The organism is Variovorax sp. GW821-FHT09B01 (assembly GCF_059418345.1).
In genome coordinates this window covers 98,133-122,010 of record NZ_JBWKPQ010000023.1, presented here as the reverse complement: position 1 = coordinate 122,010, position 23,878 = coordinate 98,133, and the positions used below count along the sequence as shown (strand labels likewise).

Sequence of the window (23,878 nt, the reverse complement as noted above, 5' to 3'; positions counted from 1 at the left end):
TCTGCGGGGTGGCCCGCGCTTGCAAGGCAGCGGCCTTGCAAGCGCGGGCGCCTTGCATCCAGCCCCTTTGCGGGGCAACGCGACCCCTTGAATCGTGTGAACAGGCCCTAGCCCCCTCGCTCAGACGTTGTCCTCGATCACCGGCGTGGTGCTGCCGGCATTCACGCGGATCCGCGTGCGCTTGAGCAGCGGGCTCGCGGGTGCCTTGCCCGCGTCGAGCGGCTTGACCTTGTTGAAGACCACCGTGAAGGCCTGCGCCGTGACCGTCGCGCTCGCATAGCCCTGCGCGTCGTGGTCGGAGAACAGCAGGTCGGGGTTGTTGCCGCGCATGACCTGCTCGAAGGCCGCGGGCGTGGCGGTCAGCGCGGTGAGCGGCGTGCCCTGCGAGCCGGCCTTGATGTAGCTGTAGAACGAGGAACTGCTGACGCCCGCGCAGACGAAGTCGACCAGCACCGGCGTGCCGGCCGCGGGATCGGGCAGGTCGCGGATCAGGCCGCACTGGAAGGCATGCAGGTCGCCCGTGATCGCCACCACGTTGCGGATGTTCTGCGCCTTCAGGTAGCCCATCAGGTCGGCCTTGTGGCTCGGATAGCCGTCCCAGGCGTCGCAGTTGACGACGTAGCGCTGGTTGAAGGGCGGCGGCGCCATCTGCGTCAGGTCCACCCACATGCGGCTCAGCGAGACCTCGTTGCCCCAGACCTTCCAGGTGGCGTTCGAGTTCTTCAGCGTGTTCTTCCACCAGTCGGTCTGCGTCGGGCCGAGGATGCTCGGCGCGCGGCCGAGCTGTTGCGTGCGCATCGCCTCGAGTGCCAGCAGCGTCGTCTGCGGCGCGAAGTAGCGCGAGCCGATCGAGCTGTTGCCGTCGACCGGATCGCCGCCCGTCTGCTGCGCGACCAGCGCCTCGGAGATCACGTGGTCGTCGCGGTACAGCCGCTCGTCGGTCATCACCAGGTGCAGCAGCGGGCCGAAGTGGAAGTCGCGGTAGATCTTGATGTTGTCGTAGGCCGGGTTCCCCATGTCGAAGGAGACATCGCCGAAGTCCACCGGCATGTACTCGGCCCAGGCCTGGCTCGCGCCGCGGCGGCGCGCGGTCTGCTGGGTGTTGGCGTTGGTGTAGGTCTGGTGGTCCTGCCAGCAGTCGTCCGAGAACTCGTGGTCGTCCCAGATCGCGATCAGCGGGAACTTCGCATGCACCGCCTGCAGCCGCGCGTCGCCGCGGTAGGTGCGATAGAGCGTGCGGTAGTCGTCGACCGTGTTGGCATAGACACTGCCATCGGCCAGCGCCACGCCGTTGGGCAGCTGGATCGCCTGGTGCGCGGGCTCGGCCACGCCGGCCTGGAACTTCGCGCCTACGGTCTCGTACACGTAGTCGCCCACGTGCACCGTGAAGTCGAGGTCGTCCTCGGCCGCCAGCAGGTCGAGCGCGCCCCAGTGGTTGATCAGCCAGTCCTGGCAGGTGAACCATGCGAAGCGCAGCTGCTGGCGCTGGCTGTCGGCGGCCGGCGCGGTGCGCGTGCGGCCGGTGGCGCTGACGTCGCTGCCCGCGACGAAGCGGAAGAAGTAGCGCGTGTCGGGCGAGAGGCCCGTGACCTTGGCGCGCACGGTGCGGTCGAAACGGTCCGAGGCCTCGAGCGCGACTTTCGCCACCAGGTTGCCGAAGCCCGAGGTGTCCGACACCTCGAGCCGCAGCGCGATGGCCGCGCTGTTGGCGGCGGTGCCGGTGCGCACGCAGCGGGTCCAGAAGACGATGCTGGTGTCCTTCGGGTCGCCCGAGGCCACGCCCTGGCCGAAGGCATAGCGGCCCGCGGGTTCGGGCGCGGGTGGCGGCGGTGCCGGCGCGGGAGCGGGCGGCGGCACGAGCGGGAACACGATCCCGTCGCTGCCTCCGCCACCGCAGGCGCTCAGCACGGGAGGGGTGGCGGCGGCGACCGTGTAGAACAGGCCGCGGCGCAGGAAGGAACGTCTTTCCATGGGGGATTTCTTTTCGCGTGAGGGGTCGATGGCGGGGCGCGCACGAATCTGCGCGAGCGCCATGACACAGCGATGAAAGCCGTCCGCCGCCCCCGCGGCCCCGGCGCCGCCCTATTCGCAGAGCGCGCGGATCGACGGCGGCACCGGCAGCGCGCGCAGGCTGCCGTCCTCGCGCTTGCCGCCGAAGATGCGCACCTCCTCGCATTCGAGGATAGGGTCCGTGCCGCGCGTCACGCGGTAGGCCTGCACGAAGCTCTTCTCGCGCCACTCGGCGATGCGCGTCGCGATCTCGAGCGTGTCGCCGTAGCTCGCGGTCTTGACGAAGCGCGTGTGGGTGTCGACCAGCGGCGTGCCGATCACGCCGAGCGTCTTCGTGGTCTCCTCCCAGCGCGGCACGCCGCACTGGTGGAAGAAGTGGCGCGAGGCCGCGTCGATCCAGCGGAAGAAGTTCGGGAACCAGACGATGCCGGCGGGGTCGCAGTCGCCGAATTCGACGCGGACGGTGTAGACGATTTCCTTGGTGCTCATGGTCTCGATTCTGCTTGCTGCGTTCATCCCATGCGCCCGGGCAGCCACAGCGCGATCGCGGGGAACGCGATCAGGATCACCAGCCGCAGGATGTCGGTTGCCACGAAGGGCAGCACGCCCTTGAAGATGGTGGTGAAGCTCACGTCCTTCACCACGCTCTTGATGACGAACACGTTCATGCCCACGGGCGGATGGATCAGCCCGAGCTCCACCGTCATCACGATGATGATGCCGAACCAGATCGGATCGAAGCCCAGGTGCACGATCACCGGATAGATGATCGGCACCGTGAGGATGATCATCGCCATCGCGTCCATCAGGCAGCCCAGCACCAGGTACATCACCATGATCAGCGCGAGCACGCCGTAGCGACCCACGCCCAGGCCGGTGAGGAACTCGGTGAGCTTCTGCGGGCTCTGCGTGATGGTGAGGAAGTAGCCGAACAAGAGCGCGCCGATCAGCACGGTGAACACCGCCGCCGCTGTGCGCGTGGCCGACAGCAGGGCCTCGCGGATCTTCGCGCGGTCGAGCCGGCCGCGCAGCACGCCGAGGATGAAGGCGCCGCTCGCGCCCACGCCGCCGGCCTCGGTGGGCGTGAAGAAGCCGCCGTACAGCCCGCCGATCACGAACAGGAACAGCACGATCGGCGCCCACACGTTCTTGAGCTCGGCCGCGCGCTCGCTCCAGGCCCGCGCCTCGCCGCGCGGCAGCCAGCCGGGCTTCACGCGCACGATGACCACGATGGTCAGCACGTACATCAGCATCGCGAGCAGCCCCGGCACGATGCCGGCCATGAACAGCTTGCCGATGTCCTGCTGCGTGAGGATGGCGTAGACCGCGAGCACGGTCGACGGCGGCAGCATCGCGCCCAGCGTGCCGCCCGCGGCGATCACGCCGGTGGCGAAGGACTGCGGGTAGCCGAAGCGCCGCATCTCGGGATAGGCCACCGACGAGAAGGTGGCGGCCGTGGCGACCGAGGAGCCGCAGATCGCCGCGAAGCCGCCGCAGGCCACCACCGTGGCCACGCCGAGGCCGCCGCGCAGGTGGCCGATCATCGAGTTGGCGGCGCGGAACAGCTCGCGGCTCACGCCCGACACCGAGACCAGCGCGCCCATCAGCATGAACATCGGGATCACGCCGAAGGTGTAGTCGGTCACGGTGCGCATCGAGGTCTGGCCCACCAGCTTGAGCGCGGGGCCGGGCCCCACGAGGTAGCTGTAGCCGGTGACGCCGACCAGCCCCATCGCCATGCCCACGGGCACGCGCAGCAGCATCAGCACGAACAGGGCGACGAAGTCCAGCAGGGCGACGGCATCGGTGCTCATTCGCTCACCTTCTCTTCGACGTGTTCGTCGTGCAGCAGCTCGGGATGGAAGATCAGCCGCCAGGTGCGCACCGCGATCAGGATCACGGCCGACACGTCGCCGGCCCAGGCCACGGCATAGAACGGCCAGGTCGGGATGTTCATGTCGTAGGTCAGCACGTTGTCGGTGTAGGTGAGCCGCACCTTGTCGAACAGCATCGCGGTCTGCACCGCCACCACCAGCAGCAGCACCAGCGTGGCGAAGATGTCGATCGCGCGGCGCATGCGCGGGCCGGCCGCGGTCCAGACCAGGTCGACCGTGATGTGGCCGCCGCGGTAGCTGGTGGCCGCGATGCCCCAGAAGATCAGGATCCCGAGCAGCATGCGGCCGAAGTCGTAGGCGTCGGGGATCGAGGTGTCGAAGAACTTGCGCAGCACCACGGCCACGAAGATGTTGAGCGCGACGATCCCCACGAAGATGGCGGCGAGCCATTCGATCGTGTTGATCACGCGGTCCATGGCACTGGCCGGACGCGTGCTCATGGCGGTCACAGCGCCGACTTGTGCTTCGCCAGGCTCGCCTTCAGCGCGTCCATCACGGCCTTCGGATCCTCGCCCGTCTTCTTCACGCTCTCGGACCATTGCGCCTCCGACGGCGCGGCCGCCTTGCGCCAGGCATCGAGTTGCTCGGCCGTGAGCTTGTAGACCTCGTGGCCCGACTGGCCCGCGATCTTGGCGCGGCCCGCGAACTCGAAGTCGGCCCAGGGCGCGGCCACCTTCTGCGCCCATTCGCTGGTGCAGTGGTCGTCGATCACCTTCTTCTGGCCGGCCGACATCGCGTCGTACTTGCCCTTGTTCATGACCCAGACGAAGGGCGTGACGTACAGCGGCACGTCCATGTGGTACTTGACCACCTTGTCGATGCCGAAGAGGCCGATCGATCCCCAGGGGAAGGTGATGGCATCGGCCACGCCGCGCTCGAGCATGTCGCGCGACTCCGGCGCCGAGGCCTGCACGTTGGTGCCGCCCAGCGAGGTGATGAGCTGGCCCACGGTGCTGGTCGCGGGCCGCACCTTCATGCCCTTCACGTCGGCGGGCAGCACGATCTTCTTGCGCGAATGGAAGGTGCCGGGGTCGTGCACGAAGGCGAAGCAGTACTTCACGTCCTTCATCTCCTTGGCGGCATAGGCGCGGTACCAGTCGTCGATGGCGGCCGAGCCCTCCTTGCCGTTGGCGAACAGGAAGGGCAGCGAGGCACCGGCCATCACCGGGAAGCGGCCCGGCTGGTAGCCGGGGTTCACGTACGAGAAGTCGGCGATGCCGTCGCGCGCCATGTCGTAGTGGTCGAAGGCCTTGCCCAGTTGCTCCGAGGGAAAGAGGATCGCGGTGATCGAACCGTTCGAGGCCTTCTTGATGTCGTCGGCCCAGGCCTGCAGGGCCGGGTTCAGCGGATGCTGCGCGGGCACCCAGCTCGACAGCTTGATCTGCACCGGCTTGTCCTGCGCGAGCGCGGGGACCATGGCCGAGGCCGCGAGTGCCAGCGCGAGCGCGAGGGCGCCGGGGCGGCGATGGAAGGAAGTCTGCATGGCTTGTCTCTCTTTCGTTCTGCGTGTTGTGGATTCAGTGAGCAAGGGGATCGGGCAAGGTCTGGAGGTCCGGGTGCGCGCTCCCGGTTCAATCCGCCGCGATGCGGCGTTCGCGGATCAGCGCGCCGAAGCGCTGCGAATCGGCCGCGGCGCGCTGCTGGAACTCGGCCGGCGTGCCGGGCACGGCCTCGCCGCCCAGCGCGGCGATGCGTTCCTTCACCGCGGGCAGCGCGAGCGCGCGGTTGATCTGCGCATTGAGCTGCGTCACCACCTCGGGCGGCGTGCCGGCCGGCGCGTAGAAGCCGAACACGGTGTCGGCGTCGAAGCCGCGCAGGCCGGCCTCGTCGAGCGTGGGCACGTCGGGGAACAGCGGCGAGCGCTGCGGGCTGCCCACGGCCAGCAGGCGCAGCTTGCCCGCGCGCACCTGCTGCAGGCCGATGCCGGGATCGAAGGCGTAGTCGACCTGGCCCGCCAGCAGGTCCTGCAGCGCGGGCGCGGCGCCGCGGTAGGGCACGTGCAGCGCGAACAGGCCGGCCTGGCTCTTGAACATCTCGCCCGCGAGGTGCGGCGAGCTGCCGCTGCCCGGCGAGGCGTAACTGAGCTTGCCGGGGTTGGCCTTGGCATAGGCGATGAAGTCGCGCACATTGGCCGGCGGCAGCGAGGGCTTGGCGACCAGGAATACCAGCACCCGCGCCGCGGCCGCCACCGGCACCAGGTCCTTGGCCGGGTCGAAGCTCATGCGCGCATAGAGGTGCGGGTTCACCGACACCATGCCGCCCGAGCTCATCAGCAGCGTGTAGCCGTCGGCCGGCGCGCGCGCCACGGCCTCGCCGCCGAGGTTGCCGTTGGCGCCGCCGCGGTTCTCGATCACCACCGGCTGCTTGAGCGCCTCCTGCAGCGGCTGCGCGACGGCACGCGCGATCTGGTCGGCCGCGCCGCCGGGCGGGAAGTTGACGATCACCTTGACCGGCTTGGCGGGCCAGGCGGTGGCGGTGTTGGCCTGCGCCGAGGCACAAGCAAGAGAGGCGAGGGCGGCCGCCAGCAGCAGCCGGCGTCGCCAGGGGAAAGCGTCGAGGGTCATGGTGTGTCTCCGGTTTCTTTTTTGGGGATGCGATGAGGCTCAGGCGGGGCGCGAGGGCGTGGCGGCCGGCGGCCGTTTCATCCAGCGGATGGGCTGCGCCTGCACCGGCCGCGGCGCCGCGCCGTGCTGTGCGAGCGCGGCATCGAGCGCCTTGCCGCCTTCGTCGGCCAGCGCGGCCTCGCGCGCGGCGGCGATGGCCTCGGCGCGCGCCGGCGCGGGCATCGCCGTGCGGCCCGCGAGTTCGCCGACCAGGTGCAGCAGCGTGTGCTTGCCGCGCTCGTTGGTGCTGCCGTAGCCCTTGATGAGCCGGCCGCACAGCGCGAGCTCGCGGCCCAGCACCCAGTTCTCGCGCGCGCCGGCCTCGATGGCCGCGAGCCAGCGCTCGATCAGCGCCTGTTCCTCCGCGAAGCGGCTGCCGCGGCGGCGCAGCCAGCGCAGCGAGGCCAGCAGGCGCAGCGAGGCCATGCCCCAGACGGCATGGCTGCCCACCTGCAGCGGCAGCGCCCAGGGCTCGCGGCCGCGCGCCTGGCGCGCGCGGTCCCAGGCCGTCACGCGGCGCGCGAGCGCGGGTGGCAGCAGCGCCGCGAACTCGGCCGCGCCGGGCTTGAAGTGGTCGTAGACCTTCACGATGTCGGCCTCGCCCGCGCGCACTTCGCGGCGCACGCGCTGCGCGCGGCTGGCGCGGCCCTTGAGCGCGGCCACGCGCACGATGTCGTCGAAGGCCATCCACAGCGCGAGCCAGCGCGCGGTCTCGCGCACGATGGCGAAGCCGCGCGCGCCGGCCGGATCGGCCGCGCGCTCGGCATCGAGCACGCGCGCCAGCCGCTGCGCATAGAGCGCGGCATAGGCCGCGTCCTGGTAGTCGAGCACGCGCGCATGGCCGAGCGCCAGCAGGTCGTGCACGGCCGGCGGAAAGCGCTGCGCCAGCTCGGCGGGCAGCGCGCGCGCGGGCGGCGGCGCATCGCGGCCTTCCTCGGCCAGCACGCCGCGCACGAAGGCGGCCTGCGCGCGCGGCGCGCTCACGGCCTCGAAGGCGGCCGCGAAGCCGCGCAGGCTGGCCGCGGCCGCCTTGCCGACCTTGTCGTGCGCGACGCCGCCGCGCACCGCGTGCTCGTAGGCCGCGCGCTCGAACGGGAACAGCCCGCTGCCCGCGATCGCGCCGAGCATCACGGCGCTGACCACGGTGCCGGCCTCGCGCGCCATCGCGCCCATGTCGAGCACGTGGTGCTCGCGGCTGAAGGCCTTGACCACGTCGATCAAGCGCTGCGCGTCGGCGCGGCCGTCGCCGGGCACCATGCGCTCGGCGGTGGTGAGCACGCGCGCCGACGAGCTGATGACCAGCGTGCGCGGCGGCGCGCTCATGCCGTTGCCGATCTGGCGCGTGGTCTCGAGCAGCTCCGACGACACGATCGCATCGAGCGCGCCCGGCACCGGGCTCAGGCTGAAGACGGGCCGGCGCCCGTCGAGTTGCTCGAGTGGCACCGGGAACACCTCGATGTAGTAGGTGGTGGCGCCGGTGCGCTGCGCCACGCCGGGGATCGAGGTGCTCTGCGCGGCGAAGCCCGCGTGGCGCGCGGTCTCCACCAGCCATTCGGTGAGCACGCCGCCGCCTTCGCCGCCGAGGGCGCAGACGAGCAGGGTGATCGGGCGCTGCGTGGACGCCGGGGAGGAATGTCGTTCCATGGCTCGTGTCTCCTCAAGCCGGGCGCAGCGCGCGCACCACCGCGCCGCGCAGGCCATGCAGCAGCCGCTCGTGCCACTTCGGGTTCTGCACCACCTCGGCGCGGTAAAAGCTCGGGCACAGCGTGGCGGCGTGCGCGTTGGCGCCGCACAGGCCGCAGCCCACGCAGCCGTCGATCACGGTCGCCACCGGGTCGAGCTTGAGCGGGTCGGGGTTGTCCTTCAAGGTGAGCGTGGGGCAGCCCGAGAGCCGGATGCAGGCATGGTCGCCGTTGCACACGTCCTCGTCCACGCCGTACTTCACGCGCACCACGCGCTCGCCGCGCTGCAGCAGGCCCGCGATCCAGGGCTTGATGCGGCGCTGCCGCTCGAGCTGGCATTCGCCCTCGGCGATCACCACCTTGAGGCCGTCGAAGTCGCTGGTCAGCGCCTCGGTCAGGGTGCGGCGCATGCGCTCCACGTCGTAGGTGGTCACGGTGCGCATCCATTGCACGCCCAGGCCCTTCAAGGTCGATTCGATGGTCTGGTTCTTGTCGACCAGGCTCTGCTGCTTGTCGACGGCGCGCTCCTTCACCTCGTCGTCGGGGGTGGAGATGATGTCCTGCGTGCCGGTGGCCGAGGTGTAGCCGTTCTTGAAGATCAGCAGCACCGCGTCGTCGCCGTTGAACAGCGCGCTCTGCACGCCGGTCAGGAGGCCGTTGTGCCAGAAGCCGCCGTCGCCCATGATCGACAGCGTGCGCCGGTTCATCATCGGCGACACGCCCGCGCGGCTCGCGAGGCTCATGCCGTAGCCGAGGATCGAGTGGCCCATCGAGAACGGTTCGAAGGTGCCGAAGGCATGGCAGCCGATGTCGGCCGCGATGTGCACCGGCCCCGTGGTCTGCTGCGCGAGCTTGAGGGCCGAGAACACCGGCCGCTCGGGACAGCCCACGCAGAAGCTCGGCGGCCGGTTCGGCAGTGGCACGTCGAGTCGGCGCGCCACCGCCTCGCGGCGTTCGCGGTTGCCGGCCAGCCAGGCCTGGGCCGACAGCGCCGATGCGGCCGTCTCGCCCTCGCCGACGTACTTCGCGACGAAGGCGGCGAGCCCGCCCGAGAGCACTTCCACGCCGTACTCGCCGGCCGAGGGCAGCAGGTCCTTGCCGTGCAGCGGCGTCTGGATGTCGCGGCGGCGCAGCAGTGTGGCGATGTCCTGCTCGATGTACTCGGGCTGGCCTTCCTCCACCACCAGCACCGCGCGTTTGCCGAGGCAGAAGTCGGCCAGCTGCTCGGGCACCAGCGGATAGGTGACGTTGAGCACCAGGATCGGGATCTCGCTCTCGCCGAAGGCGTCGGCCAGCCCCTGCTGCTGCAGGCCGCGGATCAGCGCGTTGTACAGGCCGCCCTGCACCACGATGCCGAGCTCGGCATGGCGCCCGCCCGGCATCAGCTCGTTGAGGCCCTGGGCCACGATGTGGCGGCGCGCGGCCGGAATGCGCTCGTCGCCCTTGAGCTTCTCGTGGCGGAAGGTCACGGGCGGATGGGCGAGCCGCATGTAGTCGAAGCCCGCGGGGTCGGCCATGAGCGCACGCGTCGACACCGCGGGCGCGAGGTTGTCCTTGCACGCGAAGCTGCCGCGCACGTGGCAGGTGCGGATGCGCAGCTCCATCAGGCAGGGCATGTTCGAGGTCTCCGAGAGCTGGAAGCCCTGCTCGACCATGCGCACCATCACGGCCAGGTCGGGCCGCGGGTCGAGCAGACACATGCTCGACTTGAGCGCATAGGCGTGGGTGCGCTCCTGGATCACGCTGGCGCCTTCGCCGTAGTCCTCGCCGACCACGATCAGCACGCCGCCGGTCACGCCGGGCGAGGACAGGTTCGACAGCGCGTCGGCCGCCACGTTGGTGCCGACGATGGACTTCCAGGTCACCGCGCCGCGCAGCGGATAGTGGATCGAGGCGCCGAGCATGGCCGCCGCCGAGGCCTCGTTCGAGCAGGCCTCGACGTGCACGCCGAGCTCGTCCATGTAGCCCTTGGCCTGCACCATCACGTCGAGCAGGTGCGAGACCGGTGCGCCCTGGTAGCCGCCGACATAGGCCACGCCCGACTGCAGCAGGCCCTTGGTGATCGCGAGGATGCCCTCGCCGTGAAAGGTGTCGCCCTCGCCGAGGCGCAGCGCCTCGACTTCCTTGCTGAATGAGACTTCCAAAAGAATCGGCTCCGATAAGTTGATGCGTGGGTGATGAAGGAATGCGCGGACGCAGGCGTCCCCGCGCCGGTTACGGGCCGGCGTTGATCGTTGCTGAAGGCGGCGCTACTTGCCGCCGGGCTTGGGCGGCGCGGTCGGCAATCGCGCCACGTAGTAGGCGAGGGTGTCGAGGTCTTCTGGCGCCATGCGGCCCACGGCCTCGCCCATCGCCTGCGTATAGCCCGGGCGCTTGCCGCTGCGGAACTCCTGCAGCGTGAGCGCGAGGTATTCCTCGCGCTGGTGCGCGATGCGCGGCACCTGCTGGCCGCCGCTCAGGTCGGCGCCATGGCAGATCACGCAGCGGTTCTCCTGCGCGAGCGCCTGGCCGCGTGCCATGCGCCCCGCGTCGGGCGGCGCGGCGGCGGCAGCCGGCGCCAGCGCGGGCAGCGTCGCGATGAAGTCGGAGAAGCCGCGCAGGTCCTCGTCCTTCATCGTCTTCGCGACCGCGGTCATGGCCTCGTTGGCGCGCCGGCCTTCGCGGAACAGGAACAGCTGCGTGATCGCGTAGAACGAATGCTGGCCCGCGAGCGAGGGCACGCCCTGCATCTCGCTGCGGCCGTCGGCACCGTGGCAGGCGGCGCACAGCGCGGCGTAGCGCTCGGCATAGACCTTGGCGTCCGATGCCGCCGCCGGCGCGGCCTTGGGCTGCGCGCCCTTGGTCGCCTGCGCGAACGCGGGCAGGGCCAGCGCCCACAGCATCGCCACCATGGCCGCCATCGCCGTGTGCCTCGTCATCCGGCGCGCCTCACTTGCCGCCGTAGCTGATGCGATAGATCGCACCCGCGTGGTCGTCGCTCACCAGCATCGAGCCGTCCTTGAGCACCAGGAAGTCCACCGGCCGGCCCAGGTAGGTGTTGTTCTCGACGAAGCCGGTCATGAAGGGCTCGACCTTCGCGCCGCCCTTGCCGTCGGGCCAGGCCACGGCGATGTCGGCGTACTTGGTGGTGCGGTTCCAGGGGCCGTGGCGCGCGATGAACATCGCGCCGCGGTACTTGGTCGGGAACATCTTTCCTTGATAGAAGGTCATGCCCAGCGCCGCGGCGTGCGGGCCCAGCAGCGCGGCGGGCCTGGCGTAGTCGGCGCAGCTCTTGCCCCAGCCGAATTCCGAATCGAGGATGTTGCCCTGGTGGCAGTACGGATAGCCGAAGTGCTGGTCGGCCTTGGTCACCACGTTGAGCTCGTCGTTGGGCAGGTCCTCGGAGAGCCAGTCGCGCCCGTTGTCGGTGAACCAGAGGTTGCCGGTCTTCGGATCGAAGTCGAAGCCCACCGTGTTGCGCACGCCGCGCGCGATGGTCTCGATGCCGCTGCCGTCGAGGTTCATGCGGAAGATGCGCGCATGCGCGTCGTCGGGCTCGCAGAGGTTGCAGGGCGCGCCGACCGCGTAGTAGAGCTTCTCGTCGCGGATGCGCAGGTAGCGCCAGCTGTGGTCCTGGCCGCCGGGCAATTTGTCGTAGAGCACCACCGGCTGGCCCGGGTTGTCGAGCTTGTCCTCGATGCCGTCGTAGCGCTGGATCTGCTTGTGCGTGGCGAGGTAGAGCGCGCCCTTGTGGAATTCGATGCCGGTGGCGAACTCGGTCTTGTCGACGATGGTCTTCGGCTTGCGGTCGCCCTTCTCGGCGATCGCATAGACCTTGTTGCCTACGAACAGCGTGCTCACGAACACCGTGCCCTTGGCGCCCTGGCGCAGCGAGCGCGCATCGAGCACGCCCGAGGCCCAGGTCTCGACCTTGAAGCCGGGCGGCAGCTTGAACTTGGCGGTGGGCAACTGGTCGGCCGCGGTCGGGATCGGAAACGAAGGCACGGGCGCCAGCCGCGTGGCCGCGTCGTTCTTGGGCCGGCCCTTGGCCCAGCCGGGTTCCTCGGTGGGCGGCTGCTGGGCCCAGGCGGCGCCGGCCGCGAGGAGCAGGGAGGTTGCAAAGGTCGCGAGCACCGCTGACATCGAATGCGGGCGCAGTCTGGCCATGTCGTGTCTCCTTCTCGTTGTGGTGGCGCTTTCGTCGGGGGCGGCGAATTCACGCCGGGCGCCAGTGTGCGGAGCTTGCGGCCCGGCTTCAATAAAATAAGCGAGCTAAGCAATATGAACGGCATGCATATTGAAACCATAGACCTCAACCTGCTGCGTCTCTTCGATGCCGTCTACCGCGCGCGCAGCGTGAGCCGTGCCGCCGAGTCGCTGGGCCTGACCCAGCCCGCGGCCAGCCACGGCCTGGGCCGGCTGCGGCTGCTGCTGAAAGATGCGCTGTTCACGCGCGCCCCTGGCGGCGTGGCGCCCACGCCGCGCGCCGAGCGCCTCGCCGCGGCCGTGCAGGCTGCGCTCGCGCTGCTCGAGGAGGCGCTGCACGAGCCCGCGCGCTTCGAGCCGCAGGCCTCGCGCAAGGTCTTTCGTATTCACATGAGCGACATCGGCGAGGGCCGCTTCCTGCCCGCGCTGATGGCGCGGCTCGGCGAGCTCGCGCCCGGCGTGCGCATGGAGACGCTGCCGCTCGCGCCCGGCGAGATCGCGCCCGCGCTCGACAGCGGCCGCGTCGACTTCGCCTTCGGCTTCCTGCCCAAGGTGCGCGACACGCAGCGCCTGCATCTGCTGAAGGACCGCTACATCGTGCTGCTGCGCAAGGGCCATCCGTTCGCGCGCGGCCGGCGCACCAGCCAGGCGCTGATCGAGGCGCTGCAGACGCTCGAGTACGTGGCGGTGCGCACCCATGCCGAGACCCTGCGCATCCTGCAGCTGCTGAACCTCGAGGACCGCGTGCGCCTGACCACCGAGCACTTCATGGTGCTGCCGGCGATCGTGCGCGCCACCGACCTCGCGGTGGTGATGCCGCGCAACATCGCGCGCGGCTTCGCGCAGGAGGGCGGCTACGCGATCGTCGAGCCGGCCTTTCCGCTGCGCGACTTCACGGTGTCGCTGCACTGGAGCAAGCGCTTCGAGGCCGACCCCGCGAACCGCTGGCTGCGGCAGGTGATCGCGGAGCTGTTCGCCGAGCGCGCGGGCCGCGCCGAGCGCTGAACCGGCTCAGCGAAAGAACGCGCGCAAGTAGTCCGCCGCGGCGTCGGAGATGCCGACGATCTTGTCGGTGGCCTGGCGGTAGAACTTGAAGTTGAGCTCGGTCTCGGGCCGGCCGTCGTTCCAGTCGGCATGGGGCTTGAGTTCGCGCCGCCCGAGCGGGGCCTTGGCAAGCGCGGTGCGCCGCACCGCGATGCTCACGCGCGGCGTCTGCCGCTCGAGGTCGGGCAGCAGCGGCAGCGCCTCGGCCGCGGTCACGATGCCCATCGCGACCAGGCCGGCGCCGCCCGCGTTCTCGCTCGCGAACACGAACACCGTGTCACCGGGCGCGATCTGCTTGCCGCCGTACATGGTCTTCTGGGCCGCGAATTCGAAGCGCGTGGCGCGCGGGTCGGCGACCTCGGTCTTGATCGCGTAGCAGGGGCGTGGGGGCGGGGTTTGCGGCATCGGTCGTGTCACCAGAGTTTCCACCAGCTTTTCTTCGCGACCGGGTCGGCGGGTGGCGATGGCGGTGTCTGTTCGATGGTCCTTTCTTCGGCGAGGGGTGCCTGTTCCTGCGGCGCATCCTCAATGTCCGGTGGTTCAGGACAGCCGAGCCGGATCCATTCGGCGTACCGCAGGCCCAGGTATCCCGTGGCCCCTTTCTTCATCAGGGCCCGTGCCGCCTCGAGTCCCCGCGCCCGATATACGGCGCGAATGACGGCGGTCTCCTTCCTGGCTTGCCGGTCCAGGGCATCCGTCCAGGGCGGACGTGCCGGGAGGCTCACCGGTGGAAGCTCGTCGAGCATCTCTCGAACGCTGATCGCGTGGGCATGAGACTTCAACAGCTCCGGGGCAACGAGGCTGCAGCCCCCGCATGCGGCCATGGCTAGATGGATGCCCGGACGCGCATATTTCCACCGAGATTCCGCCTCGATGAGCAGCGGCAGGTACTCGGGCCTGGGCGCAAGAAGGGTCAGCAGCGCGCCATAGTTCGCGCCATGCCATCCGTGGGTGGACAACAGATCCTGTGCGATCGGAAGGTTCAACAAACCGGTTGCGCGGCGAAGGATGTAGAAAAGCTCCAACGGTTCGCACATGACTTCGGGGAAGAGCCGAAGGTACTTGCGATAGTTGGTCCCGTCCCGGACCAGCAGGGATATCTTGCCTTGGATGCGGTCGTCGCTGAGGGTGACTGGACTCCACGGGATGGACGCCATGAGCTCGAGCACGTCGGAATAGTTTGCCGACCAATAGCTGTAGAAGCTGGATTCCATGGCGTGACTGACTTTGCGTAGAGGCGAGCAAGGGGCGTGGCGCCGAATCTACCCGGTTGCTCGCGAGGAGCGCGGCGTTGCAATGGATGCACGGCGCCTCAAGGCAGGTTCTCGCGAAAGATCACCACGCTGCGCGTCGTCTCCACCCCGCTGAGCACGTCGCGCCCCTCGCGCAGGTTGGTGAAGATGCGCACGCAGCTCATCAGGGTCGCATGCGGGCTCTGCGTGATCACCGCGTCCATGCTGCCGTCGATCAGCAGCGCGCGCGTGTCGGGCGTGAGGCCGTGGCCGATGAAGGCCACCTTCTGGTCGCGCTGCGCTTCCTTGAGCGCGCGCGCCACGCCGTCGGAGGCGCCGCCGATGTTGTAGATGCCCGCGAGCTCGGGATGCTGCTCGAGCAGGGCGCGGGTCTGGCGGTAGTTCTTGTCGGCATCGTCCTGGCCCTCGCGCAGGCCCACCACCTGCAGCGGCTCGAACATCTCGTCGATCACCTGCAGGAAGCCGGCCTCGCGCTCCTGGTGCGCGCTGTAGCGCAGGCTGCCCGCGATCAGCGCGACCTTGGCGGCGCGCGCTCCGATGAAGCGGCCGATGAGGTAGCCCGCGGTGCGGCCGGCGGCGCGGTTGTCCAGCCCGATGTAGGCCGCGCGCTGCGAGTTCGCGAGGTCCGAGATCAGCGTCACCACCGGCACGCCGCGCGCGGCCAGCGCGGCCACGGCCTCGCGCACGGCCGGATGCTCGAGCGCCATCATCGCGATGCCGTCGCAGCGCCCGCCCAGGCGCAGCAGCGCGGCGGCCAGCGCCTCGGGGTTGAAGCTCTCGGTGAGCTCGGTGCGGCACACCACGTTGAACGGCGCCCAGTGCTCCTGCGCGTAGCCGACCATGTCGCCGAGCATGCGGATGAAGCGGTTGGTGCCGCTGGGCAGCAGGAACACCAGCCGCAGCGGCCGCGGCGCCAGCGCCGCGTAGAGGTCGCGCTCGGGCAGGTAGCCGAGCTCGGCGGCGGCCTTGAGCACGCGCTGCACGGTGGCGTCGCGCACGCCGGGGCGCTTGTTGAGCACGCGGTCGACGGTGGCGGTCGAGACCTGCGCGGTGCGCGCGATGTCGGCCACGGTGGCGCGCGCCGCGGCGCTATCGCCCGGCTCGGAGGATTGGTTTGAAGGGTTAACCCGCATACATCAAAAACCATCAAACCGTAGTTTGACGGTACAGGGTGAGGCCTATATCTTCGAGGAAATTCAATCAATGATGCATCAATTCGCATCATCCACACAACGGAGACACAGCATGGCACCGGTCACCCGCCGCAGCGCGATTCGCACCCTGTCCGCCCTTCCCGCCATCGCGGCCGTTCCGGCCGCCGGCGTGTTCTCGGCCCTGCCGCGCACGGCCCGCGCGGCGGAGTTCTCGTACAAGTACGGCAACAACCTGCCGCTGAGCCATCCGCTGAACATCCGCGCGCAGGAAGCGGCCGACCGCATCGCCAAGGAGACCAACGGCCGGGTCGAGATCAAGATCTTCCCGAACAACCAGCTCGGCGGCGACACCGACATGCTGGCCCAGGTGCGCTCGGGCGGCATCGAGTTCTTCACGCCCTCGGCGCTGGTGATCGCCACGCTGGTGCCGGTGGCCGCGATCAATGCGGTGGGCTTCGCCTTCGCCGACTACAAGCAGGTCTGGGCCGCGATGGACGGCAAGCTCGGCGCCCACGTGCGCGGCGCGATCGCCAAGTCGCGCCTCTATGCCTTCGAGAAGATGTGGGACAACGGCTTCCGCCAGACCACCAGCAGCAAGGCCGCGGTCGCCACCGCCAAGGACATGGACGGCCTGAAGATCCGCGTGCCCGTGAGCCCGCTGTCGATCTCCATGTTCAAGGGCCTGGGCGCCGCGCCCGCGAGCCTGCAGTTCAGCGAGGTCTACTCGGCGCTGCAGACGAAGATCGTCGATGCGCAGGAGAACCCGCTGCCGATCATCCAGGTCGCCAAGCTGTTCGAGGTGCAGAAGTTCTGCTCGCTCACCAACCACATCTGGGACGGCTACTGGTTCATCGCCAACGGCCGCGCCTGGGACGCGCTGCCGGCCGACCTGAAGACCATCGTCGCGCGCGCCATCAACGAGGCCGGCCTGCAGCAGCGCGAGGACATCCGCAAGCTCAACGAGTCGGTGGTCGGCGACCTGCAGGCCAAGGGCCTGACCATCAACCGCCCGGCGGCCGACAGCTTCCGCGCCAAGCTGCGCGACTCGGGCTTCTACGGCGAATGGAAGGGCCGCTTCGGCCCCGAGGCCTGGGCGCTGCTCGAAGAGGCCGTGGGCAAGCTGGCCTGAGCGTCACCCATGTCCTCGCACGTGCTTCCCGCCGACGCGCTCGCCCCCGGTGGCGCCGCCGCGTCCCATCCGAACGCGCTGGCGCCGCTGGCCGGCCGCCTCGACCGCTGGCTCGGCGGCACGGTGGAATCGCTGGCCGCGCTGCTGGTGCTGGCCGAGATCGTGGTGCTGTTCGCGGGCGTCACGGCGCGCTATGCCTTCCATGCGCCCCTGGTGTGGTCCGACGAGCTGGCCTCGATCCTGTTCCTGTGGCTGTCGATGCTCGGCGCCGTGGTGGCGCTGCGCCGCGGCGAGCACATGCGCATGACCGCCTTCGTGGCGCGGCTGCGGCCCGACACGCGTGCGCTGTTCGACACCTTCGCCATCACGGCCTCGGTGGCCTTCCTCGCGCTGGTGGCCTGGCCGGCCATCGACTACGCGCACGAGGAGTCCTTCGTCGTCACGCCCGCGCTCGAGATCAGCAATGCCTGGCGCGCCTCGGCCATCCCCGCGGGCATCGCGCTGATGGGGGTGGTGGCGCTGCTGCGCCTGCTGCGCGTGTGCACCTTGCGGCAGATCGCCGTGGCCGCGCTCGGCACCGTGGCGCTGGTGGCCGCCTTCTGGCTCGCGGGGCCGGTGCTGGCGCCGCTGGGCAAGCTCAACCTGCTGATCTTCTTCGTCGGCGTGGTGGCCTTCACCGTGTTCGCCGGCGTGCCGATCGCCTTTTCGTTCGCGCTCGCCACCTTCGGCTACCTTGCGCTGACCACGCGCACGCCGATGCTGGTGATGGTGGGGCGGCTCGACGAGGGCATGTCGCACCTGATCCTGCTGGCGGTGCCACTGTTCATCTTCCTCGGCGCGCTGATCGAGATGACCGGCATGGCGCGCGCCATGATCCAGTTCCTCGCCAGCCTGCTGGGCCATGTGCGCGGCGGCCTGTCGTACGTGCTGATCGGCGCCATGTATCTGATCTCGGGCATCTCGGGCTCGAAGATCGCCGACATGGCGGCCATCGCGCCGGTGCTGTTCCCCGAGATGACCCAGCGCGGCGCCAAGCCCGGCGACCTGGTGGCGCTGCTGTCGGCCACCGGCGCGCAGACCGAGACCATCCCGCCCTCAATCGTGCTGATCACCATCGGCTCGGTCACCGGCATCTCGATCGCGGCGCTGTTCACCGGCGGCCTGATGCCCGCGGTGGTGCTCGGCGCCATGCTCTGCGTGGTGGTCTGGTGGCGCTACCGCCGCGAGGACCTGAGCCGGGTGAAGCGCCACGGCGCGCGCGAGATCGGCAAGCTGCTGCTCGTCGCGCTGCCCGCGGTGCTGCTGCCCTTCGTGATCCGCGCCGCGGTGGTCGAGGGCGTGGCCACGGCCACCGAGGTCTCGACCATCGGCATCGTCTATTCGGCGCTGGTCGGCCTCTTGATCTACCGCCAGTTCGACTGGCGCCGGCTGCGCCCGATGCTGGTCGAGACCGCCTCGCTCTCGGGCGCCATCATCTTCATCGTCGGCTGCGCCACCGCCATGGCTTGGGGGCTCACGCAGTCGGGCTTCTCGCAGGACCTCGCCAAGCTCATGGCCGGCATCCCGGGCGGCGCCTACGGCTTCCTCGCGGTCTCGATCGTGGCCTTCATCGTGCTGGGCAGCGTGCTCGAGGGCATCCCGGCCATCGTGCTGTTCGGGCCGCTCTTGTTCCCGATCGCCAAGGCGGCCGGCGTGCACGAGGTGCACTACGCCATGGTCGTGATCTTCGCGATGGGCATCGGCCTGTTCGCGCCGCCCTTCGGCGTCGGCTACTACGGCGCCTGCGCCGTCAGCAAGGTCGATCCCGACGAGGGCATCCGCCACATCTGGGGCTACATGGCCGCGCTGCTCGCGGGGCTGGTGCTGGTCGCCGCGATCCCGTGGTTCTCCACCGGTTTTCTCAAAGTCTGACAACAACACGCACAACGGAGCGCGCAAGAAAATGAGTCGATTCCTCGGCGAGATCCGCCAACTGGGCTACGTGGTGCCCGACATCGAGGCCGCCATGGACTACTGGAGCCGCGAGCTCGGCGTCGGTCCCTGGTTCTACAACCCCAAGGTGCCGATCCGCAACTACCGCTACCGCGGCGAGGCGCACGAGCCGCACAACTCGGTGGCGCTGGCCAACTCGGGCTATGTGCAGGTCGAGCTGATCCAGACCCGCAACGACGTGCCCTCGATGTACCGCGACTTCCTGCGCGCGGGCCGCACCGGCCTGCAGCACGTGGCCTACTGGACCGCCGACTACGACGCCGACCTCGCGCGCCTCACGGCGCAGGGCTTCAAGCCGGTGATGAGCGGCGAGGTGGGCGAGCGCGGCCGCTTCATCTACTTCGACACCGAATACCACCCGGGCACCGTGATCGAGCTGTCGGAAGTGGCCGGGCCGAAGGGCAAGATGTTCGACCTGATCCGCGCGGCCTCCGAGGGCTGGGACGGCAGCGAGCCGGTGCGGCCCTTCCCCGACCTGTCGAAGCTCTGACGATGGCGCAGGCAGAACAGCGCATCCGCGCGCGCTACCGCATCGAGACGCCGCTCGAGCCGGCCGCGGTGGCCGAGGTGATGGCGGGCGAGCAGTCGTGCGGCACCTTCACGCGCGTCGAGGGCGAGACCGACGACCTGCGCGCACGGGCGCGCGCCACCGTCGAGGCCATCGCCGAACTCGAGCCGGCCGCGGCACCCAGCCTGCCCAATGCGCTGCTCGAGCGCCAGGGCCGGCGCGGGCCGTGGCGGCGCGCGCTGGTCGACATCTCCTTTCCCGTCGCCAACATCGGCGCCAACCTGCCGACGCTGGCGGCCACGGTCGCGGGCAATCTCTACGACCTCGGCGAGGTCACGGGGCTGCGGCTCGAATCGCTGCAGCTGCCCGCGGCCTACCGCGCGCAGTTCGAGCGGCCGAGCCACGGCGTGGCCGGCACCCGTCGCGCCACCGGCGTGGAAACGGGCGCGCTGGTGGGCACCATCATCAAGCCCAACGTCGGCTTCTCGGCCGCGCAGACCGCCGAGCTGGTGGCGCGGCTGTGCGCCGCGGGCGTGGACTTCATCAAGGACGACGAGGTCTCGGCCGATCCGCTGCATGCGCCGCTGGCCGAGCGCGTGCCGGCCGTGATGGCGGTGGTGCGCGACCATGCGCAGCGCACCGGCAAGCAGGTGATGGTGGCCTTCAACATCAGCGACGAGACCGACGCCATGAAGCGCCATGCCGACCTGGTCGAGCGCGAGGGCGGCAACTGCGTGATGGCCAGCCTCAACTGGTGCGGCCATTCGGGCATCCAGACGCTGCGGCGCCACACGCCGCTGGCGCTGCATGGCCATCGCAACGGCTACGGCGCGCTGTCGCGCCATCCGCTGCTGGGCATCTCGTTCCAGGCCTACCAGGCGCTGTGGCGGCTGGCCGGCGTCGACCACATGCACGTGCACGGGCTGCAGGGCAAGTTCTCGCAGCCCGACGAGGAGGTGATCGAGTCGGCGCGCGACTGCCTGGCGCCGTTGGTGGCGGGCGAGGGCGAGGGCGCCTTCGACGACCGCGTGATGCCTGCCTTCTCCTCGGGCCAGTGGGCCGGCACCGTGGCGCCGACCTGGGCCGCGGTCGGCAGCGACGACCTGCTGTTCATGTCGGGCGGCGGCATCCTGGCCCATCCGGGCGGGGCGGCCGCGGGCGTGGCGAGCATCCGCCAGGCCTGGGCCGCGGCGCGCGCGGGCGTGCCGGTGGCGGAGGCCGCGCGCGCGGCGCCGGAGCTGGCGCAGGCACTGGCCTTCTTCGGCGCCAAATGAGCACGCCGGTGCCGCTCGCCTACTACGGCGACGACTTCACCGGCGCCACCGACACGCTCGCGACCGCGGCGCGTGCCGGGCTGCGCACCTTGCTGTTCCTGCGCGTGCCCGACGAGGCGCTGCTCGCGCGCGCCGGCGCGCTCGACTGCCTGGGCATCGCGGGCGCGGCGCGCTCGATGGCGCCGGACGCGATGCGCGCCGAACTCGCGCCGGTCGCGCGGCTGATGGCCGGGCTCGGTGCGCGCGTGTTGCACTACAAGACTTGCTCCACCTTCGACAGCGCGCCCGGCGTCGGCAACATCGCCGTCGCCATCGAGGCGCTGCGCCCCGCCGCCGGCCAGCCCTGGACCGCGATCGTCGGCGGCCAGCCCAACCTCGAGCGCTACTGCCTGTTCGGCCACCTGTTCGCCGCGGCCGGCAGCGGCGGCACGGTGCACCGCATCGACCGCCATCCGACCATGAGCCGCCATCCGGTCACGCCGATGCGCGAATCGGACCTGCGGCTGCACCTTCAGGCGCAGGGCCTGGGCGAGACCGCGCTGCTGCCGTATCCACGCCATGCCGCGACGGGCGAGGCGCTGGCCGCCGTGCTGGACCAGCGGCCCGAGGCCGTGCTGTTCGACGTCGCGCGGCCCGAGGACCTCGAAGCCATCGGCGCGGCGCTGTGGCCGCTCGCCACCGCCGACGCGCCACTGCTGGCCGTCGGCCCGAGCAGCGTGGTGCAGGCCTTCGCGCCGCGGCTGGCGCAGGCGCCCGCGGCGCCGGCCGCCGTGGCGCCCGCGCGCGGCCCGGTGTTCGTGCTGGCCGGCAGCCTCTCGCCGGTCACGGCGCGGCAGGTGGCGGCCGCGCGGTCCTTCGAAATCGTCTGGCTCGACGCGGCGCGGCTGGTCGACCCCCATTCCGATCACCTGGCGCAGGCCGCGCGCGAACTGGCCGACCGGCTCTCGGCCGGCGCCCACGTGCTGGCCTGCACCGCCACCGAGGCCGCGCGCGCCGGCCACACCCGCGTGCCCGCGCGCGCGCTGGCCGAGGCCGGTGGCGAACTGCTGGCGAGGGTGCTCGCGGCCGTGCCGCTGTCGCGCGTGGGCGTGGCCGGCGGCGACACCTCCAGCCTCGCCGTGGGCGCGCTCGACGCCTGGGGGCTGTCCTATCTCGCGCAACTCGCGCCCGGCACCGCGCTGTGCCGGCTGCACAGCGAGGCGCCGGGGCTCGACGGGGTCGAGATCATGCTCAAGGGCGGGCAGATGGGGTCGCAGGGCGTGTTCGAACGGCTGGTGCACGGCACCGGCGGCTGAGCGGGCGCCAGGCCCGTTTTTTCGGCGCGGCCATGGCGCCCGCGCCGCCATGGCACGAGAATTGCCCCGAATCCAGGGTTTCCCCGTACGTCGCATACCGGGCCCTGCATACGCAATATGGGCACCACGGTATGCGTGCGGCGGCGCAAGCCGCTAACGTCCAGGCCTGGCCACCACGCGCCACCCCACGAGCACGACAGCATGAGTACCGAGAGCAGCAGCCACAGCCCCAGCCAGCCCATCCGATTCTTCCATCGCGGACAGGTCGTCGACGTCAGCGGCGTCCACCCGACCCGCTCGGTGCTCGACTGGCTGCGCGAGGACGCGCGTTGCACCGGCACCAAGGAGGGTTGCAACGAGGGCGACTGCGGTGCGTGCACCGTGGTGATCGGCGAGCTGGCCGAGGCCGGCGCGCCCGACGCGGTCGGCGGCCTGCGGCTGCAGACGGTCAATGCCTGCATCCAGTTCCTGCCCACGCTCAACGGCAAGGCGCTGTTCACGGTCGAGGACCTCAAGGACCAGTGCCAGTCCTCCCAGGCTGCGCAGGCGGCCCCCGCCCCCGCGCTGCAGGAGGGCGACAAGCGCCCGCACCCCGTGCACTGCCTGCACCCGGTGCAGCAGGCGCTGGTCGACTGCCACGGCTCGCAATGCGGCTTCTGCACGCCGGGCTTCGTGATGTCGCTGTGGTCGGCCTACGAACACCACCAGGCGCGCGGCACGCAGCCCTCGCGCCAGCAACTGGCCGACGACCTCTCGGGCAACCTGTGCCGCTGCACCGGCTACCGCCCGATCCTCGACGCGGGCCAGCGCATGTTCGACCTGCCGCCGGTGCGGCTGGACAGCCGCGCGGTGGTGGCCGCGCTCACCGCGCTGAACCCGCCCTCCGACGCCCCGGGCTTCGAGTACGCGGCCCCGCTGGGCGCGCGCATCGACCGCTTCCATGCGCCGCGCTCGCTCGAGCAGCTGGCCGCGCTGCGCGAGCAGAAGCCGCGCGCGCAATTGCTGTCGGGCTCGACCGACGTGGGCCTGTGGGTCAACAAGCAATTCCGCGACCTCGGCGACATCATCTACCTGGGCGACGTGCCCGAGCTCAAGACCGTCGAGGTCCGCGGCGACCACCTCTACATCGGCGCCGGCGCCTCGCTCGAGTCGGCCTTCGCGGCGCTGGTCGAGCGCGTGCCCAGCCTGGCCGACGTCTGGCTGCGCTTCGCCTCGCCGCCGATCCGCCATGCGGGCACCATGGGCGGCAACGTCGCCAACGGCTCGCCGATCGGCGACTCGCCGCCGGTGCTGATGTCGCTCGACGCCGAGATCGAGCTGCGCCGCGGCGCCGAGGTGCGCCGCATGCCGCTGCCCGACTTCTACGTCGACTACATGAAGAACCAGCTGCAGAGCGGCGAATTCGTGCAGGGCCTGTGGCTGCCGCTGGCCGCGATGCGCCGCCAGGTGCGCGCCTACAAGATCAGCAAGCGCTTCGACTGCGACATCTCGGCGCTGTGCGCGGGCTTCGCGCTCGAGCTCGAGCCCGGCGGCAACAAGGTCAAGGCCGTGCGCCTGGCGTTCGGCGGCATGGCCGCCACCGTGAAGCGCGCGGCGCAGGCCGAGGCCGCGCTGGTCGGCAAGCCCTGGACCCAGTCCAGCGTGAACGCCGCCAAGCTGGCGCTGGCGCAGGACTTCAAGCCGCTGTCCGACATGCGCGCCTCGGCCGACTACCGGATGCAGGTGGCGCAGAACCTGATCCAGCGCCTGTGGCTCGAGACCCGGGCCGAGGATGCGCTGCCCGGCAGCGCCACCAGCGTCTGGAGCGTGATGCCGCACGCCGCCACCGCCAAGCCGGCCGCGCAAGGAGTCTGA

Annotated in this window: 20 protein-coding genes; 7 read left to right on the top strand and 13 right to left on the bottom strand. The window is 70.5% G+C overall.

The window, feature by feature from the left end; genetic code table 11:
• Positions 1–120: 120 nt before the first annotated feature.
• The 10 genes from AC07RV_RS37570 to AC07RV_RS37525 form a co-directional block, all read right to left on the bottom strand.
• Complete coding sequence (locus AC07RV_RS37570; RefSeq protein ID WP_296784309.1) at positions 121–1,971, bottom strand: alkaline phosphatase D family protein; 1,851 nt, start codon at positions 1,969–1,971, stop codon at positions 121–123.
• A gap of 111 nt (positions 1,972–2,082) precedes the next feature.
• Positions 2,083–2,499: an acyl-CoA thioesterase gene (locus AC07RV_RS37565; protein WP_296784307.1), complete on the bottom strand. Its 417-nt coding sequence runs from the start codon at positions 2,497–2,499 to the stop codon at positions 2,083–2,085.
• A 23-nt stretch (positions 2,500–2,522) separates the two neighbouring features.
• A complete protein-coding gene (locus AC07RV_RS37560; protein ID WP_296784305.1) occupies positions 2,523–3,824 on the bottom strand; it encodes a TRAP transporter large permease in 1,302 nt (433 codons plus the stop codon).
• Positions 3,821–4,345 carry a TRAP transporter small permease gene (locus AC07RV_RS37555; protein ID WP_261210800.1) on the bottom strand — a complete coding sequence of 175 codons (525 nt, stop codon included), beginning with the start codon at positions 4,343–4,345 and terminating at the stop codon, positions 3,821–3,823. Before AC07RV_RS37555 ends, AC07RV_RS37560 begins: the two co-directional genes overlap by 4 nt.
• Before the next feature lie 5 nt (positions 4,346–4,350).
• The gene (locus AC07RV_RS37550; RefSeq protein WP_296784303.1) at positions 4,351–5,388 is read right to left on the bottom strand and encodes a TRAP transporter substrate-binding protein; all 1,038 of its coding nucleotides are present in this window, start codon (positions 5,386–5,388) and stop codon (positions 4,351–4,353) included.
• Between the two features lie 88 nt (positions 5,389–5,476).
• The gene (locus tag AC07RV_RS37545) at positions 5,477–6,469 is read right to left on the bottom strand and encodes a Bug family tripartite tricarboxylate transporter substrate binding protein (protein WP_296784299.1); all 993 of its coding nucleotides are present in this window, start codon (positions 6,467–6,469) and stop codon (positions 5,477–5,479) included.
• A gap of 39 nt (positions 6,470–6,508) precedes the next feature.
• Positions 6,509–8,152: an indolepyruvate oxidoreductase subunit beta family protein gene (locus AC07RV_RS37540; RefSeq protein ID WP_296784296.1), complete on the bottom strand. Its 1,644-nt coding sequence runs from the start codon at positions 8,150–8,152 to the stop codon at positions 6,509–6,511.
• A gap of 13 nt (positions 8,153–8,165) precedes the next feature.
• Positions 8,166–10,334: an indolepyruvate ferredoxin oxidoreductase subunit alpha gene (locus AC07RV_RS37535; protein ID WP_296784293.1), complete on the bottom strand. Its 2,169-nt coding sequence runs from the start codon at positions 10,332–10,334 to the stop codon at positions 8,166–8,168.
• Between the two features lie 105 nt (positions 10,335–10,439).
• Positions 10,440–11,108, bottom strand: coding sequence for a c-type cytochrome (locus AC07RV_RS37530; protein ID WP_296784291.1), 669 nt, complete (start codon positions 11,106–11,108; stop codon positions 10,440–10,442).
• 10 nt (positions 11,109–11,118) lie between these two features.
• A complete protein-coding gene (locus AC07RV_RS37525; RefSeq protein WP_296784288.1) occupies positions 11,119–12,336 on the bottom strand; it encodes a PQQ-dependent sugar dehydrogenase in 1,218 nt (405 codons plus the stop codon).
• A 114-nt stretch (positions 12,337–12,450) separates the two neighbouring features.
• Between AC07RV_RS37525 and AC07RV_RS37520 the strand changes: the two genes are divergently transcribed.
• Complete coding sequence (locus AC07RV_RS37520; protein WP_093340459.1) at positions 12,451–13,380, top strand: LysR family transcriptional regulator; 930 nt, start codon at positions 12,451–12,453, stop codon at positions 13,378–13,380.
• A 6-nt stretch (positions 13,381–13,386) separates the two neighbouring features.
• Here AC07RV_RS37520 and AC07RV_RS37515 read toward each other — a convergent pair whose 3' ends face one another.
• From AC07RV_RS37515 to AC07RV_RS37505, 3 genes are all read right to left on the bottom strand, one after another.
• Positions 13,387–13,824, bottom strand: a complete 438-nt coding sequence (locus tag AC07RV_RS37515) for a hypothetical protein (protein WP_208510009.1) — start codon at positions 13,822–13,824, stop codon at positions 13,387–13,389.
• Positions 13,825–13,832: 8 nt separating this feature from the next.
• Entirely contained in the window at positions 13,833–14,633 is an 801-nt protein-coding gene (locus tag AC07RV_RS37510; protein ID WP_296784283.1) for a hypothetical protein, read from the bottom strand.
• Between the two features lie 98 nt (positions 14,634–14,731).
• Entirely contained in the window at positions 14,732–15,805 is a 1,074-nt protein-coding gene (locus AC07RV_RS37505; RefSeq protein ID WP_296784280.1) for a LacI family DNA-binding transcriptional regulator, read from the bottom strand.
• 112 nt (positions 15,806–15,917) lie between these two features.
• Between AC07RV_RS37505 and AC07RV_RS37500 the strand changes: the two genes are divergently transcribed.
• The 6 genes from AC07RV_RS37500 to xdhA all read left to right on the top strand — a co-directional run bounded on the left by AC07RV_RS37500 (position 15,918) and on the right by xdhA (position 23,878).
• Entirely contained in the window at positions 15,918–16,955 is a 1,038-nt protein-coding gene (locus tag AC07RV_RS37500) for a TRAP transporter substrate-binding protein (protein ID WP_296784277.1), read from the top strand.
• A gap of 9 nt (positions 16,956–16,964) precedes the next feature.
• Complete coding sequence (locus AC07RV_RS37495) at positions 16,965–18,866, top strand: TRAP transporter large permease (RefSeq protein ID WP_296784274.1); 1,902 nt, start codon at positions 16,965–16,967, stop codon at positions 18,864–18,866.
• Positions 18,867–18,897: 31 nt separating this feature from the next.
• On the top strand, positions 18,898–19,437 hold the full coding sequence (locus AC07RV_RS37490; protein WP_296784272.1) for a VOC family protein: 540 nt from the start codon (positions 18,898–18,900) through the stop codon (positions 19,435–19,437).
• A gap of 2 nt (positions 19,438–19,439) precedes the next feature.
• The gene (locus AC07RV_RS37485) at positions 19,440–20,729 is read left to right on the top strand and encodes a ribulose-bisphosphate carboxylase large subunit family protein (protein WP_296784269.1); all 1,290 of its coding nucleotides are present in this window, start codon (positions 19,440–19,442) and stop codon (positions 20,727–20,729) included.
• On the top strand, positions 20,726–22,024 hold the full coding sequence (locus AC07RV_RS37480) for a four-carbon acid sugar kinase family protein (protein WP_296784265.1): 1,299 nt from the start codon (positions 20,726–20,728) through the stop codon (positions 22,022–22,024). Before AC07RV_RS37485 ends, AC07RV_RS37480 begins: the two co-directional genes overlap by 4 nt.
• Positions 22,025–22,225: 201 nt before the next feature.
• On the top strand, positions 22,226–23,878 hold the full coding sequence (xdhA, locus tag AC07RV_RS37475) for a xanthine dehydrogenase small subunit (protein WP_296784262.1): 1,653 nt from the start codon (positions 22,226–22,228) through the stop codon (positions 23,876–23,878).